The organism is Thermaerobacter nagasakiensis, assembly GCF_055396825.1.
In genome coordinates this window covers 1533324-1552564 of sequence record NZ_AP043740.1, presented here as the reverse complement: position 1 = coordinate 1552564, position 19241 = coordinate 1533324, and the positions used below count along the sequence as shown (strand labels likewise).

At 73.6% G+C, this 19241-nt stretch carries 13 protein-coding genes; 4 read left to right on the top strand and 9 right to left on the bottom strand.

Annotated elements, in window-relative coordinates; genetic code table 11:
* Window positions 1-236: 236 nt before the first annotated feature.
* The 9 genes from ACZ5T9_RS06585 to fdhD form a co-directional block, all read right to left on the bottom strand.
* Window positions 237-1079, bottom strand: coding sequence for an indole-3-glycerol phosphate synthase TrpC (locus tag ACZ5T9_RS06585; RefSeq protein ID WP_006903684.1), 843 nt, complete (start codon window positions 1077-1079; stop codon window positions 237-239).
* Complete coding sequence (trpD, locus tag ACZ5T9_RS06580; RefSeq protein ID WP_006903683.1) at window positions 1076-2131, bottom strand: anthranilate phosphoribosyltransferase; 1056 nt, start codon at window positions 2129-2131, stop codon at window positions 1076-1078. Before trpD ends, ACZ5T9_RS06585 begins: the two co-directional genes overlap by 4 nt.
* Window positions 2132-2848: an anthranilate synthase component II gene (locus ACZ5T9_RS06575; RefSeq protein ID WP_006903682.1), complete on the bottom strand. Its 717-nt coding sequence runs from the start codon at window positions 2846-2848 to the stop codon at window positions 2132-2134.
* Window positions 2845-4740 carry an anthranilate synthase component I family protein gene (locus ACZ5T9_RS06570; RefSeq protein ID WP_464832289.1) on the bottom strand — a complete coding sequence of 632 codons (1896 nt, stop codon included), beginning with the start codon at window positions 4738-4740 and terminating at the stop codon, window positions 2845-2847. Before ACZ5T9_RS06570 ends, ACZ5T9_RS06575 begins: the two co-directional genes overlap by 4 nt.
* A gap of 614 nt (window positions 4741-5354) precedes the next feature.
* Entirely contained in the window at window positions 5355-6836 is a 1482-nt protein-coding gene (locus ACZ5T9_RS06565) for a S1C family serine protease (RefSeq protein WP_464832288.1), read from the bottom strand.
* Window positions 6837-7283: 447 nt separating this feature from the next.
* Entirely contained in the window at window positions 7284-8549 is a 1266-nt protein-coding gene (locus ACZ5T9_RS06560; RefSeq protein WP_464832287.1) for an L-lactate MFS transporter, read from the bottom strand.
* Window positions 8550-8684: 135 nt separating this feature from the next.
* Entirely contained in the window at window positions 8685-11036 is a 2352-nt protein-coding gene (locus ACZ5T9_RS06555) for an FdhF/YdeP family oxidoreductase (protein ID WP_464832286.1), read from the bottom strand.
* Window positions 11020-13245: a molybdopterin-guanine dinucleotide biosynthesis protein MobB gene (locus ACZ5T9_RS06550; RefSeq protein WP_464832285.1), complete on the bottom strand. Its 2226-nt coding sequence runs from the start codon at window positions 13243-13245 to the stop codon at window positions 11020-11022. The genes ACZ5T9_RS06555 and ACZ5T9_RS06550 overlap by 17 nt, the downstream gene beginning before the upstream one ends.
* 118 nt (window positions 13246-13363) lie before the next feature.
* Entirely contained in the window at window positions 13364-14236 is an 873-nt protein-coding gene (gene fdhD / locus ACZ5T9_RS06545; protein WP_464832284.1) for a formate dehydrogenase accessory sulfurtransferase FdhD, read from the bottom strand.
* Window positions 14237-14536: 300 nt separating this feature from the next.
* On the opposite strand from fdhD, the gene mobA reads away from it, so the two are divergent.
* The 4 genes from mobA to ACZ5T9_RS06525 all read left to right on the top strand — a co-directional run bounded on the left by mobA (window position 14537) and on the right by ACZ5T9_RS06525 (window position 19199).
* The gene (gene mobA, locus ACZ5T9_RS06540) at window positions 14537-15253 is read left to right on the top strand and encodes a molybdenum cofactor guanylyltransferase (RefSeq protein WP_464832283.1); all 717 of its coding nucleotides are present in this window, start codon (window positions 14537-14539) and stop codon (window positions 15251-15253) included.
* Window positions 15254-15594: 341 nt separating this feature from the next.
* Window positions 15595-16920, top strand: a complete 1326-nt coding sequence (locus ACZ5T9_RS06535) for a phenylacetate--CoA ligase family protein (protein WP_464832282.1) — start codon at window positions 15595-15597, stop codon at window positions 16918-16920.
* A 201-nt stretch (window positions 16921-17121) separates the two neighbouring features.
* The gene (locus ACZ5T9_RS06530; RefSeq protein WP_464832281.1) at window positions 17122-18105 is read left to right on the top strand and encodes an NAD(P)H-quinone oxidoreductase; all 984 of its coding nucleotides are present in this window, start codon (window positions 17122-17124) and stop codon (window positions 18103-18105) included.
* Window positions 18106-18389: 284 nt separating this feature from the next.
* Window positions 18390-19199: an IclR family transcriptional regulator gene (locus tag ACZ5T9_RS06525; RefSeq protein WP_464832280.1), complete on the top strand. Its 810-nt coding sequence runs from the start codon at window positions 18390-18392 to the stop codon at window positions 19197-19199.
* The last annotated feature ends 42 nt before the right edge of the window (window positions 19200-19241 follow it).

The following is a 19241-nucleotide window of genomic DNA, read 5'->3' as shown; positions in this document are numbered from 1 at the left end:
CACCTTCGGGGTGCGGTCCCCCGCCGCGCCGGGCCACCGGCTCAGCACCGGGTCCCGCGACCGGCCCCATGCGAGGTTCCGCAGCCCGTCCGACAGCCCGTCCGGCACCGGATCCCGGGGCCGGACGGGTGCCGCACCCCGCGACCAGCCTGGGACCGGTGGGCGCGACCGGACCGGTTTCGCCTCCGGCCAACGGTCCCGGGCGCCCTTCGGATACAAGCCGCCGCTACCGCGGCTCACGGAGCCCCACCCCCTGCGCCCGCCGCCAGCTGGCGCAGCCACCCGGCCGGATGCCCGCTGCGCATCAGCGCCTCGCCCACCAGCACGGCGTCGGCTCCCAGGGCGTGCAGCTCCCGGGCCCGCTGCGGGGTGGCGATGCCGCTGGCGGCCACCCGGATGGCTTCCTCCGGCAGGAGGGGCACCAGTTCCGCAAACCGCCCGGGGTCGAGGGTGAAGGTGTCCAGGTCCCGGTGGTTCACGCCGATCAGCCGCGCCCCCGCGGCGACGGCCGCCTCCACGTCCCGGCGGTCGTTGACCTCGACGAAGGGCTCAAGGCCCGCCTCTTCAGCCGCCCGCACCAGCCGGGCCAGCAACCGGGGCGGCACGATGCGGGCGATGAGCAGCACGGCGTCGGCCCCGGCCAGCACGGACTCCAGAAGCTGGTACCGGCTGACGATGAAATCCTTGCGCAGCACCGGCAGCCCCAGGGGCCGCACCCGCCCGAGATCCGCCACATCGCCCTGGAAGTGATCCGGTTCGGTCACCACGCTGAGCGCCGCCGCACCGCCTTCCACGTAGGCGCGGGCTTGCCCCTCGGGGTCGAAGCTCCCGCCGCCGGCGCCTGCCAGGCGCCCGGCCGCCGGCGAGGCCCGCTTGATCTCGGCGATCACCGCCGGCACCGGCCGCCGGCGCCCTCCGGCCAGGGCCGCAGCCAGGCTGCGGCGGGGTTCCCGGGCTAATACCTCTTCCACCGCCCGCTCCAGCACGGCCTCGGGCCGCCGGGCCTGCCGCTCCGCCAGGCGCCGCTCCACGCTGGCCACGATGGCGGCCAGCCGGCCCGCCAGGGCGCCCTGGGTCATCCCGCCACCTCCCCGGCTGGCCGGGGGGCCAGCGCCTGGGCCAGGCGCACCCACTCCTCCAGCTTCGCGGCCGCCGCACCGCTGTCCAGGAGCCGGGCCGCCTCGGCCACCCCTTCCCGCAGGTCGCCCACCCGGCCGGCGGCCAGAAGGGCGCCGGCAGCGTTGAAAATGACGGCGTCGCGGTACGGCCCCCGGCGCCCCTCCAAGACCTGGCGGGCGATGGCCGCGTTGCGGGCGGGATCGCCGCCGGCGATGGCCTCGAGGGGATACACCGGTAGCCCGGCGGCGGCCGGTTCCACCGTCGTGAGGGTGACCTGGTCGCCGTCCACCCGGCCCACCAGGGTGGGACCGCAAACGGACATCTCGTCGAGGCCCGGCGCCCCGTGGACCACCAGGGCCCGTTCCACCCCCAGCTCGGCCAGCACCCGGGCCACCGGCTCCACCAGCTCGGCGGCGTAGACGCCCAGCAGCTGGTAGCGGGCTCCGGCCGGGTTGGTCAGCGGGCCCAGCAGGTTGAAGATGGTCCGGATCCCCAGCTCCCGGCGGGGGCCGGCGGCATGGCGCATGGCCCCGTGGAGCCGGGGTGCGAAGAGGAAGGCGATGCCCACCTCGTCCAGGCAGCGGCCCAGGGCCGCCGGCTCCAGGTCCAGGGGCACGCCCAGGGCCTCCAGCACGTCGGCGCTGCCGCAGCGGCTGGAAACGGACCGGTTGCCGTGCTTGGCCACCGGCACCCCCGCGGCCGCCGCCACGATGGCCGCCAGGGTGGAGATGTTGAAGGTGTGGCGGCCGTCGCCCCCGGTGCCGCAGGTGTCCATCACCCCCTGGCGCCGGGTGGGCACCGGGGTGGCGTGGCGCCGCATCGCCCGGGCCGAACCGGCGATCTCTGCCGGCGTCTCCCCCTTCATGCGCAGGGCCACCAGATAGCCGGCCACCTGGGCCGGGGTGGCCGCCCCGGACATGATGACGTCCATGGCCGCTTCGGCCTCGGCGGCCGTCAGGTCGCGGCCCGAGAGCACCCGGGCCAGGGCCGCCTGCAGGGCGTTGCTCTCCATTCAGGACCCCTCCTCCACCCGTGGGGACGAACCGGCCGGCACTGCCTGCGGGCCCGCGGCGGCCGGCACCGCCGCCGGGCGGCCCTGGTGCCCGGACGGCGCGGGCCGGGACTGGACCCGGCGGCGCTCGGCCTGGAACCGGCCGGCAATGGCGAGGAACTGCTCGAGCATGTCCCGGCCCCGGGGCGTCAGCACCGACTCGGGATGGAACTGCAGGCCGTAGACCGGCCGGTGCCGGTGCCGCAGGCCCATGATCAGGCCGTCGGCGGTCCAGGCGCAGGCCTCCAGCTCGGGGGGCAGGCTGGCAGGGTCGACCACCAGCGAGTGGTACCGGCCGGCCTCCAGGGGCGAGGGCAGGCCCGCCAGCAGTCCCGTGCCGTCATGGAAAACCGCCGACGCCATGCCGTGGACGGGCTCGGGGCCCCGCACCACCCGGCCCCCCAGGGCGGCGGCGATGGCCTGGTGCCCCAGGCATACCCCCAGCAGGGGGCGGCGAGCGTCCAGCCGGCGCACCACCTCCATGGAGCAGCCGGCCTCGCGGGGGGTGCAGGGTCCCGGGGAAAGGACTACCGCATCGGGATCCCGGGCCTCCACTCCCTCCCCGTCGATGGCGTCGTTGCGGAAGACCTCCACCTGGGCGCCCAGCTCGGCCAGCAGCTGGACCAGGTTGTAGGTGAAGGAGTCGTAGTTGTCGATCACCAGCACCCGCAGGCTCACGCAGGACCCCCTCCTTCCCCTTCGGCAGCCGCCACCGCCGCGGCCGCGGGCCCGGCGGGTGCCCCCTGGGCGACGGGGCCGGGGGCAGCGGGCCCGGCGATGGGGCCGGAGCCACCGGCCGGGGCCCAACCGGCGGCCGGGCCCCCGGCGGCGAGCCCCCGGCGGCCGCCGGCAACGCGGGCGGCGGCCGGCGCCGAGCCGGGTTCGTCCGGTAGACGGGACGGGGCCTTGCCCAGGGCGGCCGCCAGGGCCAGGGCCCGCAGCCCCGAGCGGGCCTTGGCCTCCGTCTCGGCCCACTCGCCCTCCGGTTGCGAACCGGCCACCACGCCGGCCCCGACCTGCAGGAAGCCCCGGCCGGCATGGAGCACCAGGGTCCGGATGGCGATGCACATGTCCAGGTCGCCGTCGTAGCCCAGATACCCCACCGCCCCGCCGTAGGGACCGCGGGCGACGGGTTCCAGCTCGTCGATGATCTCCATGGCCCGCACCTTGGGCGCCCCCGTCAGGGTACCGGCGGGGAAGCAGGCGGCCAGGGCGTCCACGGCGTCGCGGCCTTCCGCCAGCTCGCCGGCCACGTCGGAGGCCAGGTGCATCACGTGGGAGTAGCGCTCCACCGCCATGAACCGCTCGACCCGCACGGTGCCCGGGCGGCACACCCGGCCCAGGTCGTTGCGGCCCAGATCGACCAGCATGGTGTGCTCGGCCCGCTCCTTGGGATCCGCCAGGAGCTCGCGTTCCAGGGCCCGATCGTCCTCCTCGCCGGCGCCCCGGGGCCGGGTGCCCGCCAGCGGCCGGGTCAGGGCCCGCCGGCCCTCCACCCGCACCAGGAGCTCGGGCGAGGCGCCGAGCAACGTGGTGTCCCCGTCAAAGCGGAGGAAGAACATGTAAGGGGAGGGCGAGATCACCCGCAGGGCCCGGTAGAGGTCGAGATCCTCTGGGACCGCACTGGCGGCACCGGCAAGGCCCGGCGCCGGCGGGCCCCCACCGGCCCGCCCGTCCCGGGCCTGCGCGCCCGTCACCGGCGCACTCCCAGCGCCGGCAGGCCCGTCCCCGGCCGGCACGCCCGGCGCCGGCGCGCTCCCGGCGCCGGCGGGCCCGGCCACCGCCGGCCCGTCCCCGGCACCCGCTGCGGGAGGCCAGGCGAACTCGAGCCGGCGGGAGAGCACCACCTGGAACACGTCCCCGGCCCGGATGTACGCCTGGGCCCGGCGCACCGCCGCGAGGAAGTCCCCCGCCGCCATGTTGCTGTGCAGGCCGGCCGGGACCATGGCCTGCGCCCCGGCGCCGCCGTCCAGGCGAAGAAGGGGCCGGGGCGGCAGGGGCGCCTCCAGGGCGGCCAGCGCTTCCTCCAGCCGGCGCCGGGCGGCCCGGCGCGCTTCTTCCTCGGACCGCCCGGGAAGGTCCAGCACGGGCGCCATGAGGTAGAGCCGGTGGGTGCGGTGATCCAGCACCGCCAGCAGGGCGCACTCCATGAACCGGGCCACGGGGAGCAGGGGATCGGCGGGCGGCCGCCCCGGCAGCCGCTCGAGGAAGCGGACGGCATCGTAGCCCAGGTATCCCACGGCGCCGCCCGCGAAGCGGAAGCCGGGGGCAACCGGGCGCCGGGGGACGAACCGGCGCAGGGCGGCGAAGGGGTCGGCCGGACCGGGCGTGACGTCGAGGACGGTACCGCCGGGTTCGTCCCGGTGATAGATCACCGACCCCGAGCCGGTGCAGACCAGTTCCCGGACCGGCCGGACACCTACGTACGAATAGCGCCCCGACCGCTCACCGCCGCCCAGGCTTTCCAGGATGAATCCGGGCCCGTCGCCGGCCAGCCGCCGGAACAGGGTCACGGGCGTCTCCTGATCCAGAGCCAGCTCCAGAACCAGGGTCGCGGGTGCACTGGCCATGGCGGTCTCCTCTCCCTTCCCTTGGCGGCCGCCCGGTCAGCGGGGGCCGGAAGACAAGCGGCGCCTTCCGTCCGGGGACGGAAGGCGCCGTTCCGTGGTGCCACCCCAATTAGGTCCACCGGGCCCGCCCTCGCCGCCCGGCCCGGCCGCCGTCGTGGCAGCGGGCGGGGAGCGGTGGGCTGGCTGTCGGGGACCGCGGCGCCAGCCGGAAGGGACCGCGCCGGTGCCTGCACAGCGCGATCCAGACCGGCCCAAACAAAAAACCCCTTTCGCCTTCGGGGCGAAAGGGAGCTTCCGCGGTGCCACCCGAGTTAGGCCGGTGGGCCTCACTCGTTCGGGTACGGGCTTTCGGCCGATACCCTCCCCCGGGTCACGGTGGGGGCTCCGGCAGGGCCTACTGGCGGTCCCGCCGGGCGGGCGCCGCGTTCGGCCTGCGGCTTGCGGGTCCATTCAGCGTGCCCTGTGACGGACCGGCCTCCCACCATCCCGGGTGCCCGGGTCGCCGGCTCGCTGGCCGCCGGTACACGCCTACTCGTCCCGCGCATTGCCTTTGGCGAACTGAACTGTTACCTCGGATTGTAGAAGGACCCGCCGCCGATGTCAACTCAGTGGCCTCAGTCGCCGCCCAGCTCGTCGGGGAAAGCCCCCAGCACCACCAGGACCTGCAGCTCCTGCCCGTCCCGGTTGATGCGGAGGGTCACCCGGTCCCCCACCCGCTTCCGGTCCAGGTAGGCCACCAGATCGGGTACATCCCGCACGGCCTGCCCGTCCACGGCCAGGATCACGTCCCCGCCATAGGGGATCACCGTGCCGCCCAGGCGGCGGGGCTCGGCGGCCCGCAGGCCCGCCCGGTCCGCCGGGCCGCCCGGCACCACCTCGGCCACCTGGATGCCCTGGTCGACGGCCAGGCCGCGCTCCCGGTAGGAGGCCGGATCCACCGCCACGCCGCCGATGCCCAGCCACGGGTGCTGGACGGTGCCACCGGCCAGGAAGAGGTCCAGCTCCCGCTTGAGGATGTTGATCGGCACGGCGAAGCCGATGCCGATGGACCCGGGCCGCGACTCCACGTTGGAGAGGATGGCGGTGTTGATCCCCACCACCTCGCCGCGGGCGTTGACCAGCGCACCGCCCGAGTTGCCGGGATTGATGGGCGCGTCGGTCTGGATCACCTCGCGGATGATCCGGCCGTTGGGCGCCTGCAGGTTGTTGCGGTGCAGGCCGCTGATCACCCCGGTGGTGGCCGTCTTGGGCAGGCCGAAGGGGTAGCCCACCGCCATGACGGGCTCGCCCACCCGCAGGGCATCGGAGTCGCCCAGCCGGGCCGGGCGCACCTGGCCGGCGGGCAGGTCGGCCTGCAAAAGCGCCAGGTCGTGGCTGGGGTCCTGGGCCACCAGGCGCGCCTCCACCTGGGTGCCGTCGTCCAGCACGATCCAAAGCCGGGAGGCGTTCTCGACCACGTGGTAGTTGGTCACCACGTGGCCCTGGTCATCGATCACCACCCCTGAGCCCGAGCTCTCCTCCTGGACGATGCCGAGCCAGGGGCTCACCCCTCGGGCGGTGCGCACCACCCGCACCACCGACGGCGCCACCTGGGCGTAGACCTGCGAAAAATCGACCACGGGCGCACTCGGGCTGCCGGACGGCGCAGGCTCCGTCACCGGGGCGGGCGCGCCGTTGCCCGTCCCCGAGCCGCCTGGGCTGGCGTCGGGCGCCCGGCCCGGCGCGGCCGCCAGGGGGCCGGCCGTCACGGCGTAGAAGACAAGGCCGCCTCCCACCAGCCCACCCACCAGGGCGGTCACCAGCCGGGACCACCAGCCATGCCGCTCCTGAGGACGCTGCCGGGCAACGGCACCGGCCGCGTGCGGTTCGTAGCTGCCCCCGTCCTCGCCGTACCCACCGCCTCCACCGTACCGGTCGCCGCTCCACCCGCCCGCCTGGGCACGGGCCCAGGCGGGGCCGTCGCTGTCCGAGGGCTCGTCGCCGCCATCGGGTCCGGGCCGGTCCGGCACCGCCGGCTGGGGTGACTCCGGGTCCAGGCCGGACCGGACCAGGGGGTTCAGAGGACGGTCAAGCGGGCTGCCGTCATTGCGATCCATGGCGTCCGGCTCCTTCCCGCGGGCAGCCTGTGCCCCGACCGCCCGCCCAGCTTCCCATGCCATGTCACTGCAGTCTTCACCGAGGTCATTTTAACCCGGCGACCCGGGCCGGCCGTTGCCGAGGGGGCAAGGGGCTGTAAACGTTCTGTAAAAGAAGCCGGTTACGAAAGGAAGCCGGAACCACGAGCCCGTTACAGGGTGGGCCGGCTTTCGGCGCCGGGCCCACCGCTGCGGGCCGGAGGGCCGGCCAGGACCAGGCCGCATGAACGCCCATGGCCGCCGGCCGGTACCACCGTCTCCTTGTTGGTCCGGTCCCGTACCTTCTCGACCCCTCCCATCCGTCCCCGCGCACCCGTTCCCGCCGCCGGGTCCTGCCGGACGGCCCCGGCCCTCCAGGGGCCGAATTCGTCCCTTTGGCCGGGTTCGTCCCGTTGGGTTCAGGCTGGATCAGGATCCCGCCGCTTCCGCCGTCCCCGTCGCCGCCCTCCGCGCACCTGCCGCCGGCGGCCTCGCCACCAGCGGAAGCATCAGTGCCACCAGCATCGCCCCGGCGATGACGTACAGGGCGGTGGTGTAAGTGCCCGTCAGCTCCCGGACCCGGGCGATCATCAGCGGGCTCGGGATGGCACCGAGCCCCCACGCCAGCAGCATGATCCCGTAGATGCTGCCCGCGTAGCGGGGCCCGAAGTAGTCGGCGCTCCAGGAAGGCATGGTCCCGAACCCGCCGCCGTAACACAGGGCGATCAGGGCCGTGGCCGCGACGAACAGGAAGGGAGTGCGCAGAGCCGGAAGCAGGGCGAAGAGTGCCACCTGCAGCGCAAACATGGTGAGGAAGACGGCCCGGCGGCCGATGTAGTCTGACAGCGCCGCCCAGAACATCCGGCCCAGGGCGTTGAAGATCGAGATGGTCCCCACCACCAGGGCCGCCGCCTCGGTCTCCGTCATCCCCACGATCTCCTGCCCCATGGGCGAGGCCTGGGAGATGATCATGATGCCGGCGGACACGTTGAGGAACAGGGTGACGAAGAGGACCCAGAAGTGCCAGGTCCCCAGGGCTTCCCTGACCGTGAAATCCCGGGCGGCCCGGGCCGCCTGCTGCCGGGCCGACGGCTTCCAGCCTGGCGGCGCCCAGCCCTCGGGCGGGTTCCGATAGAACTGGGCGGCAGCGACGACCACCACCAGGTACACGAGCCCCAGGGTGAAGAAGGTCGGAGCGATGCCGCGGGATTGGAGGCTCACCGCCGCATAGGGACTCATCACCAGCGCCCCCGCACCGTAGCCGGCGACGGCCAGGCCGGTGATCAGGCCGCGCAGGTCAGGGAACCACTTCACCAGCGTGGCCACGGGCACGATGTAGCCCATGCCCATGCCCAGGCCCCCCACCACGCCGTACCAGAGGTAGAGCTCGGACAGGCGATCGGCCGTCCCCGTCAGGGTGTACCCGAGGCCGTAGATCAGTCCGGCCAGGGTGGCCACGAGGCGCGGCCCACGCCGGTCCATGAGCAAGCCCCCGATGATGGTGCCGACGCCCAGGAAGGCGATGGAAAGGGTAAAGGCCAGGGTGACCTGCGACCGGCTCCAGCCATACGCATCCATCAAGGGTTTGACGTAGACGCTCCACCCGTAGACAGCACCAAGACAGAGCTGCATCAGGATGGCCGCGACGACCATCAACCAGCGGTTGGGCAATCGCTCCCCCGCCGCCGTGGTCATGACGCACCCCTCCCCGATTGCAGGGCGGCCGGTCCGGACGAACCGGGCCCAGGGCCTGGGGCCCCCTGCCCCCGCCCGCGCCTTCCCTCCCGGCCGCCCCGGGAGCAGGGTGGGGACAGGGCGCCCCGGCGGCCGTCACGGTGCCACCTGGGTTCCTGCCGCCGGTGCCGCCGCCGCATCCCCCTGGCGCAGCGGCACCAGCTCGCAGATGGCGTTGTAGTCCGGCTCTCCGCAGTACGGGTCGCAGACACCCGTGGGGATCAGCACATTCCCCTCGGGCCAGTGAACCTGCAGGTTGCCGGGCCGGATGCGGCTCAGGCGCACCCGCCCGCGGAACTCGCCGTGGTCCGAACGCAGCAGGACCGGATCCCCGTCCTTCAGCCCCAGGCGCTCGGCGTCTTCCCGGGCCATGAACACCTGGTCGCGGCGGGCACCCGTGAGCGGGTCCACCTCGTCCCACACCATGCTGTTGAACTGCTTGCCCCGGCGGGTGCTGACGCGGAACCGGCCCTCGGGTACGTCCTGCTCGGGCAGCGGCGCCAGCACGAAGTGGGCCTTGCCGTCCGGGGTGTTGAACCGGTTCCCCGCGCAGAGCAGCGGCCCGCCCCACTGGAACTGGTCGCCCTTTTGCCGCAGGTGCTGGATGCCGTCGTACAGGGGCACCGTGCGGGCGATGTCCTCGCGGATCTGCTGGGGGCCCTCGTAACGAATGAGGTGCGCTCGCGCCGGATCGACCCGCTCGGCGATGCGGACGGGGATCTCCCACTCGGGCCAGGCTTCGCCGATGCGGCGTCCGGGGATCTCCGGGCTGAAGATCACCCGCCGCTCGGTGGTGGTCTGGGTGACGCCCCCCGGCGTCTCGTAGCGGGTCGCCCCGGGCAGGATCACGTTCACGTCGGCGGGGTCGAGGAGCATCATGGGGTTGATCACGATGTCCTGGAAGACCCGCACGGGCACCCGCTCCAGGGCCGCCCGGACGTACGCGGGGTCGGGCAGCGTCTCGAGGAAATTGCCGCCCGCCGAGTAGAGCACGTCGATCTCCCCGCGGTACATGGCGTCAATGGCGGCCGTGGCCGTCAGTCCGGGCCGGGCCGGCACATCGAAGCCCCAGATGGCCTTCATCGCCTCCATGGTGGCCGGATCGCCCACGGGCCGGCCCATGCCGTAGCTGTTGGGCACGGCACCCATCTCCGCCCCGCCCTGGACGCCCGAGTGCCCGCGGATGGGCATCAGGCCGCAGTGGGGCTTGCCGATCCGGCCCAGGGCCAGGGCCAGGTTGGAGATGGCCAGCACGTTGTGGGTGCCGTGGCGGTGCTGGGTGACGCCCATGCTCCAGACGGTGATGGAGGTGCGGGCCCCTGCGTAGAGTTCGGCGAAGCGGCGCATCTCCGCCGCCGTCGTGCCCGCCGACCGCTCCAGTTCCTCCCAGGACAGCTCCCGCAGGAAGGCCGCCAGTTCGTCGAAGCCCGCGGTGTGCTCCCGGATGAAGGCATGATCGAGGCGGCCCGTCTCGACCAGGTGCTTGAGCGCCCCGTTGAAGAAGGCCACGTCCCCACCCTGGTTGATCTGGAAGAACTCGTCCATGATGCGGGTGCCGAAGAGGGCGCTCTCCACGCTGGAGGGAACCCAGTAGCGCTCCAGCCCCTCCTCGCGGTAGGGGTTGACCACGGCCACCCGGGTCCCCGCCTTCTTGGCTTCGTAGAGGTACTTGGTGGTCACGGGCTGGTTGTTGGCCAGGTTCGTCCCCACCAGCACGATCAGGTCGCAACCGATCCAGTCCTTGTACGAGACGGTGGTGGCGCCGTAGCCGATGGTCTTGGCCAGGGCCGAGGTGCTGGGCGCGTGGCAGATGCGGGCGGCGTTGTCGATGTTGTTGGTTCCGAGGAACCGGGCCACCTTCTGGAACGCGAAATAGGCCTCGTTGGGCATGCCGCGGGAGGTCATGTAGAAGTAGAGCCGGTCGGGGTCGCGTTCGATGGTGCGCCGGATGCGGCCGGCGATCAGATCCAGGGCCTCATCCCAGGAGACCCGCCGGTACCCCGGCTCGCCCTTGCGCCAGACCATGGGGTACGGCAGCCGTCCCAGTTGCCGTAGCTGGCGGCTGGTCAAGCGGCGCAGGGCGGCCGGGTCTTCCAGCACCCGCGGGTCTACCGCCGGCATGGTGTTCAGGCGCAGCATCTTGAGCCGGATGGTGCACAGGTGGATCCCGTCGATGGTCCAGTCCCGCATGCCGCTGGTGCCCAGGGAGCAGCCGTCGCAGCAGCCGTCCCGCAGGATCCGCCAGGCGTAGCCCAGCTGATCGCGGTTCTCCCAGATGGTCTTGAGGATCTCCAGGTAGTGGTTGGGCCGCTGCTGGCCCATGCCGTAGGGCACAAGCCCAGCCCAGTTCCTGCGGTCGAACCGGCGGCGCCGTCCCTGGCCGGCGCCCGGCTGCCGCTGGGGCTCCTGGCCGGCAGCACCGGAGGCAGGCTCAAGCTCCGCCGCCATGACCGTCCCTCCTTTCCCGGGGCCCCGCCGGCCCCGCTCCATTGCCTGAAGCCGTTCCAACCCGTTCCGTCCCGTCCTGCGCTCCGCTGCGTGGCCCGGCGCCCCCGGCCCCCGGCGGCAAGGCAGTGGCCGCCGTCCCCGGCGGTAGAGCGGGGGCCGCCCTCCTCAACGGCAGGGCGGGGGCGCGGGTGGCGAGCCACCGTTCCAGGGCCGCTGCCGCCGCCACCAGCTCCGCGGAGCCGAATCCGGGTGGCAGCCGGGTGATCACCTCCCCTGCCGGTTCGGTCTTGGGGTCGCCGGTGAGGATCTCAGGCCAGCCGGCTCCGGCGCCCCCTTCCACCAGCACCAGATCGGGCAGTTCCCCGGCCAGCTGCCGGTAGGCCGCCACCAGCCGGGCAATCCAGCGGGTCCAGCCGGGGGCCGCTCCCGCGGCGCCACCCGGGGTTGCCGTCCCCGGGGCAGGCTGGCCGGTGCCGCCGGCCGGTCCGGCCCCGGCGTCAGGGCCCGTGACGGTGCAGCCCGGACCCGTGCCCTCAAGACCCAGCAGCCGCAGGGCGGCCTCGCCGGGCCCCACCAGGGCCACGGCGGCGGCCCCCGCCTCCGCCAGCCGCTGGCTGTCGCTGCCGGGAACGTCCAGCGCGAAACCATGGGCTGCATGCTTCACCGCGAGGACCCGCAGGCCCCGGGCCGCCAGCAGGGCGATGAGCCCGGTCGCCGCCTGGGTCTTGCCGCTGCCCGAGCGGCCCGTCACGGCCACCACCGGCGGCAGCCCGGGGATGGCGGGCCCGGCGGCAGCGGGGAGGGCTTGAGGGCGATCCCCGCCCCCGGTCCCGCCGGGCCAGTCCCGGTGGTCCCCGCCCCCGGCGCCGCCGGGCCAGGCCCGGTGGTCGCGGCCCACCGGGAACCAGTCCGGCCAGCCCCGGTCCTCGGGCGCCTCCAGGTCCAGCGCCTCGACCCAGTCCCCCGGCTCCGGCACCGGCTGGCCGGCCCGCCGGTACAGCAGGGCATTGGCCTGGCCCACACCCACCAGCCGCCCCCTGGCGGGCACCAGCGGCTCCACGGTCCCTGCCGCCCGGTCCAGCCGGGCCCACAGGACCCGGGTCCGGTCGCTTCCCCGGGGCCAGGGACCGGCCAGGTGCACCCGCACCACCGGGCGGGCGATGGCCCGCTGCCCGGCCAGGCGAAGCAAGAAGGGCCGCACCAGCACCTCGAAGACGGCCAGGCAGGCCGGCGGGCTGCCCGGTAACCCCACCGCCCACACCGGACCCAGGCGCCCGGCGAAGAAGGGGCCACCGGGTTTGAGGTCGATCCGGCCCAGCACCCGGCGGCAGCCCAGATCCAGCCAGGCGCGGGCAACCCGATCCCGGGGGCCCACCGACACGCCGCCGGTGGTGATCACCACGTCGGCGCCCGCGGCGGCCGCCCGGGCGAGGGCCGCCCGCAGGGCGGCCGGTTCGTCGGGAAGGATGCCGGCCGCCTCGACCAGGAAGCCCAGGAATTCCAGGGCTGCGGTCAAGGTGAGGAGGTTGCTGTTGGGTACGGCGGCGGGCTGGGCTGGGGGTGACCAGCGGCCCGGCGGGACCAGCTCGTCCCCGGTGGCCAAGAGCACCACCCGCGGCCGGCGGCGGACCTTCACCCAGCCCACACCGGCGGCAGCCAGCAGGCCGGCCCCCCGCGGGGTGATCCGCTCGCCCTCTGCGACCAGCTGCTGGCCGGGCAGGACGTCTTCCCCCGGCGGGGCCACGTGCCGGCCCGCCGGGAGCCGGGTGGGCACTTCGACGAATTCACCCGCCCGGCGGGCGTGCTCGATGGGCACCACCACGTCCGCCCCCCGCGGCAGCAGGGCGCCGGTGGACACCTGCCAGGCTTGGCCCGCCCCCACCTCCTGCCCGGCCACCGGCCCTGCGGGCTCCTCCCCAGCGCCTTCGCCAGGCCCGGCGGGCCCGGGTCCCCGCCCCGCCTCCACGCCCGCCCAGCGGCACCCGGCCAGCCGCAGCCGGGCGGGCCGCCCGGGTGCCGCACCCGCCAGGTCGGTGGCCCGGCAGGCAAAGCCGTCCATCATCACCCGCGGCGCCACCGGCACCGGCCAGGGCGCCTTGACGGGCTCCGCGGCGATGCGGCCCGCCGCCCGCACCACCGGTACCTGCTCGCCGGGCACGGGCACGGCGGCATTCAGCAGGATGGCAAAGGCCTGGTCCAGGGGGATCACGGTCACGCCTCCCACCGGTCCGCGGCCACCTGCCGGCAGCCGGTTGTCCAGCCTCCCCCGGCAGACCCGGCCGGGCCGGCAGACCCCGCCATCCCGGCCGGCCGGTTCCGCCCCCGGCCTAGCCCGGGGTAGAGGCGGGATGGCCCACCCGGGCAGCGCCTGTGTAGACGTTGAACCGGTCGCCCCGGGCAAAGCCGATCAGGGTCAGGCCGAACTCGCGGGCCGCGTCGCAGGCCAGGCTGGACGGGGCGGAGACGGCCACCACCACGGGGATGCCGGCCACCACCGCCTTCTGCACGATCTCGAAGCTGGCCCGGCCGCTGACCATGAGGATGGTGCCGGCCAGGGGCGTCCGCCCCTGCAGGAAGAAGTGGCCGATGAGCTTGTCGGTGGCGTTGTGGCGGCCGACGTCTTCCCGCAGGGCCAGGAGCCGCCCGTCCAGGTCGAAGAGGGCTGCGGCGTGCAGCCCGCCCGTGCGGTCGAACAGCGCCTGCTGCCGGCGCAGGGTCTCCCCCAGGGTCGCCAGGACCTCGGGCCGGACCATGGCCTCCTGGGACTGCGGCAGGACGCAGGCCCCCCGGCTGTGGATGGCCTCCAGCGAGGCCTTGCCGCAGACGCCGCAGCTGGAGGTGGTGTAGAAGTTCCGTTGCAGCGTCCGTGGCTCGACGGTCACGCCCGGCCGCAGCCAGACGTTGACGATGTTGTACTGCTGGTCGCCGTCCACGTCGGGATCGGTGCAATAGGTGATGGCTTGGATCTGGTGGGGATCGTCCAGCAGTCCTTCGGTGAAGAGGAACCCGCCTGCCAGCTCGAAATCGTGCCCCGGCGTCCGCATGGTGACGGCCACCCGCACCGGCTCGGCCTGGCCGGCCGGGCGTAAGCGGATCTCCAGGGGCTCTTCCGTCACCAGCACGTCGTCCGCCCACCGGCAGCGGCCCTGCTGCCACCGCTGCACCCGCCGGCGGACCGTGCTGGTCCGCACCGCCTCCACCGCCGTTCCCCTCCCCCAGAGGTGTACGCGGTGTTGCCAGGAAAGTATTCGACCAGGCCCTGGTACCTCAAGCCGGGCCGGGGCCCTGGGCCGCCCCCGCTCGGAAAGCGCCGCCCCGCGGTGGGAGCCGCTGGCCTGTGGTTTGAGGAGCTGCCCCGCTACGGTGCATACGTTAAACTTCATTTTACCAGAAGGATCCAGGTGCGCAAGGTCCTGGCCCTCGCGGGCGCCCGACGTCCAAACCCGGCCGGGGGGACGGAAAGTCCGGCCGGCAAAGAATTGTCAGGAGAAGGGAACTGGATGAACCGGCTTCACCCGCCGCACCCCGGAAACGAGGAGGTTAGGCCTCTGTCAACTACCGGCGTCAAGGAGGCGGGGCCACTGCCCGCCGCCGGGGTCATCCTGGCCGGCGGCCTCAGCCGGCGCATGGGCCGGGACAAGGCCCTGCTCCCTACACCGGACGGCCCCCTGCTCCTTCACATCGCCGGCATTCTGGCCTCGTTCTGTGCCCAGGTGCTGGTGGTCGACCGGCCCCCCGGCCGCTATGGTGATCTGGGCCTGCCACTGGTCCTGGACCGTTACCCGGGTCTGGGGCCCCTGGCCGGTCTCCACGCGGGCCTGGAGGCCATGGCCTACCCCTACGGCCTGTTCGTCGCCTGCGACATGCCCGGCCTGACCCCTGCCGTGGGCCGTTTCCTATTAGCTGAGGCGCTGGCGGCCGCTGCCGCCGGCTGCCCGCCCGACGCCGTGGTCTCCCTGCGGGACGGGCGCCCCGAACCGCTCCTGGCCGTCTACTCCCGGCGCCTTGCACCCTGGGTCCGGCGCCGTTTGGAGCAAGGGGGCGGTCCCCTCCGGTCGCTGCTGGACGAACCCGACCTCCGGGTGCGCTGGGTGGCCGAAGACCGCCTGCGCCAGATCGACCCGGCCCTATCCTCCCTGACGAACCTGAATACCCCGGGCGACTGGGACGCCTGGACTCGCCGGATGTTCCCGTCCACCGGCTCGCCTTCACCGTGAGAGCCCAGTAGGGTCGCGGGGTACCATCTCGACCGATGGCGTATCGGGACGATTGGGGCGGTCGCCGCAGAGGGCGTAGGTTCGTTGCTTTTTACTGCAGTGATTGTGAAGTGGCGCAACCGAATCCCTCGCTGTACTGTTTCGCCTGAACCGGCCCCCCACCGGCCCTCGCCCCGCAACGCCCCCCTTCCCCCCCTGCCCCGCCCCGGCAGGGGCTCCCGCCACGCGTAGGGACTACCACCCTGGGCAGGGGCTCCCGCCCCGGGCGGTGAAGTCCCCGCTGGGGATCGCCGCCCTCCGGCCTGGGGGCGGCGGGCGGCAGCGTCACGGGAGGGATCGTCATGATCTGGGACCGGGATGGGGAGACCGCGTCCCGGGAGGCGTTGCGGCGCCTGCAGCTGGAGCGGCTTCAGGCCACGGTGGAGCGGGCATACCAGCGGGTGGAGCTGGTGCGCCGGCGCATGGAGGAGCGGGGCCTCACGCCGGCCAGCATCCGCCACCTGGAAGACCTGGCCCGCCTGCCCTTCATGACCAAGCAGGACCTGCGGGACCACTACCCCTTCGGCCTCTTCGCCGAGCCCCTGAACCGGGTCGCCCGGATCCACGCCTCCTCGGAAACCCGGGGCAAGCCCACGGTGGTGGGCTACACCCGCCACGACCTGGAGGTCTGGGCCGAGTGCGTCGCCCGCTGCTTCTGCATGGCCGGCGGCGAGCCGGGCCACATCCTGCACAATGCCTACGGCTACAGCCTCTTCACCGGGGGCCTGGGCCTGCACGCCGGTGCCGAGCGGGCGGGCGCCACGGTGGTTCCCGCCTCGGGCGGCAACACCGCCCGGCAGGTTCTTCTGATCCAGGACCTGCAACCCCACGGCATCGCCTGCACCCCCTCCTACCTGCTCAACCTGGCCGACTACATGGACGAACACGGCCTGGACGCCCGGTCCACCAGCCTGCGGTACGGCATCCTGGGCGCCGAGCCCTGGTCCGAGTCGCTGCGCCAGGCCCTGGAAGAGCGCCTGGGCATCGACGCCGTGGACATCTACGGCCTGAGCGAGGTGATCGGGCCGGGGGTCGCCTGCGAGTGCCGGGAGGCGAAGGACGGCCTGCACATCAACGAGGACCACTTCCTCCCCGAGGTGGTCGACCCGAGCACCGGCGAGCCCCTTCCCCCCGGCGAGTACGGGGAGCTGGTCTTCACCTCGCTGACCAAGGAGGCCTTCCCGGTGATCCGCTACCGCACGGGCGACATCGCCGCCCTCTACCCGGAACCCTGCCGCTGCAGCCGCACCCTGGTGCGGATGAGCCGCGTCAAGGGCCGGGTTGACGATATGCTGGTCGTGTGGGGAGTGAACGTCTTCCCCTCGGAGGTGGAGTACCAGCTCCTGCGGATTCCCGAGCTGGCGCCCCACTACCAGCTGGTCGTCGAGCGGGGCCGCGTCCTGGACCGGATCGAGGTGTGGGTCGAACCGGCGCCCGCCGTCACGGCGACCTGGGGCGGGTTCGACCCCGAGGCCGAGGCGGCCCGGCGGTTGCAGGAGCAGGTGGAAGACGTGCTGGGCGGAGCCCTGGGCCTGCAGGTGGCGGTCCGGCTGGTGGCGCCGGGGTCGGTTCCCCGCAGTGAAGGGAAGGCCGTCCGGGTGGTCGACCGCCGCCAGGTGAGCGGGTGAAGTCCGGCCCGGCCGAGACCGCCTGGTGACCGAGGCCTGGGAGGAGCACTGCGGCCGGCGGACGGCCCTTTACCGGCTGGAGGTTCGCCGGGCGGCGGACGGGCGACTGGTGACGGCCGGACAGGGCCGCGTCTTCCGGCAAGGGGAGGAAGGCGACGGGGCCCGCCCGCAAGAGGACCGTCCGCGTGGGGAGGTTCGGTGATGAAAGCCATCCTGGTGCGACAACCGGGCGGGGTAGAAAACCTGGTGATGGGAGAAGTTCCCGACCCCGAGCCCGGACCCGGCGAGCTGCTGGTGCGAGTGCGGGCGACGGCCCTGAACCGGGCCGACATCCTGCAGCGGCGGGGCCTGTACCCGCCACCCCCCGGGGCCAGCCCCCTTTTGGGCCTGGAGGCCGCCGGAGAGGTGGTGGCGCTGGGCACGGGCTGCGAGGGGTGGCACCCCGGGGACCGGGTGTTCGCCCTGCTCCCCGGGGGCGGCTACGCCCAGTACGTCACCGTTCCGGCGGCCATGGCCCTGCCCATCCCGCCCAACCTCAGCTTTGAAGAGGCGGCGGCCATTCCGGAGGCCTTCCTCACCGCCTACCAGTGCCTGTTCTGGATCGGCGGCTTGCAGGCGGGTGAATGGGTCCTCATTCATGCGGGGGCCAGCGGCGTGGGCACGGCCGCCGTCCAGCTGGCTCGCGATGCGGGCGCCCGGGTGGCGGTGACGGCCGGCACCGAGCCGAAGCTGGAGGCCTGCCGGCAGCTGGGCGCCGAGGTGGCGGTGAACTACAAGCTCGGGCCCTTCGCCCCCGTCATACGCGAAGCCACGGGCCAGGCCGGGGTCCAGCTCATCCTGGACTTCGTCGGCGCGCCCTACTGGGAACAGAACCTGGACTGCCTGGGCATGGACGGGCGGCTGGTGCTCATCGCCACCATGGGCGGCGGGGTCGTCGACCGCTTCGACCTGCGCCGGTTGATGGGCAAGCGCCTGCAGATCACCGGCACCACGCTGCGCTCCCGCAGCGCAGAATACAAGGTGCAGCTGACCCGGGAGTTCGCCGTGCGGTACCTGCCCAAGCTGGCTTCCGGAGCGATCCGGCCGGTGATCGACCGCATCTTCCCCTGGGATCAGGTCCGCGAAGCCCACCGCTACATGGAGCGCAACCGCAACACGGGCAAGATCGTGCTGCGGGTCGAGTGAAGGCACCGCCGGCGGGCGGCCCGTCCCCAGGCAGGGTCCCCCGCACCCCTTTCCGCCGCGGCCGTCCCGGCCCGGTCCGCGGCCCCGCGTTCCAGCGGTTCCCGCGCTGGGAACCGTCTTTTTTTGTCGAGAAACCGGGTGGCCGAGCAGGAATCGCAGCGAAAGGCGCGAATAGGCGAATCCAATCTCCCGGGAGAGAAACACCGTTTCGTATTAGGAAACGAAAATCGCCACCGGGCGGTGGCGGGGAGGTGAGGGCCGCGCCACGCTCGACCATACAGTCCTTGGGGCGTGCCCTGCGCCTGCTGCAGCAGTTCTCCCCCTCGCACCCCGAGTGGAGCGTCGGGGAGCTGGCGGCGGCCGCCGGGCTCCCCAAGGGCACGGTGTCGAAGATCCTGGCCACCTTTCAGGAGCATGGCTACCTGATCCAGGACCCGGTCACCCGCCGGTACCGGCTGGGCCCCGCCCTGCTGGTGGCCGGGCGGATGGCGGAGAACGGGCTCGACATCGCCCGGCTGGCCCTGCCCTTGCTGCGGCGGGTCACCGAAGCCAGCGGCGAAACGTCGATCCTGATGGTCCAGGCCGGATGGCGCAGCATCTGCCTGGCGAAGGTGGACAGCCCTCATCCCGTGCGAATGGCGGCGGAGGTCGGCCGGTTTGCGTCCCTGCACTCCGGGGCGTCCAACAAGCCCATCCTGGCCTATCTGCCCGAGGAGGCGATCGACGCCTACCTGCGCTCGCCCTACTTCGTGCGGCGGGGGCCCCGCACCATCACCGACCGGGAGCAGCTGCTGGCCAACCTGGCCGAGATTCGCCGGCGCGGCTATTCCGAGAGCGATTCCGAGGTGGAAGTGGACATCCAGGCTTTCGGAGCCGCCGTCTTCGATGCGTACGGGTGGGTGACCGGGGCCATCAGCATCGCCGGGCCCCGGCAGCGGATGGCGCAGCGACCCGCGTCCGCCATGGTGGCGGCCGTTCAGGATGCCGCCCGGGAGCTCAGCCGCCTCCTGGGGTGGCAGGGGACCTGGCCGGCCCCCTGGCCACCGGCCCGGCCCGGGCAGCGGAGACGATCCTCGACCCCATCCTTGCCCTGACGTACCCAGCCCGGGCGGGCGGCGGCGCGGCAAACGCCGGCC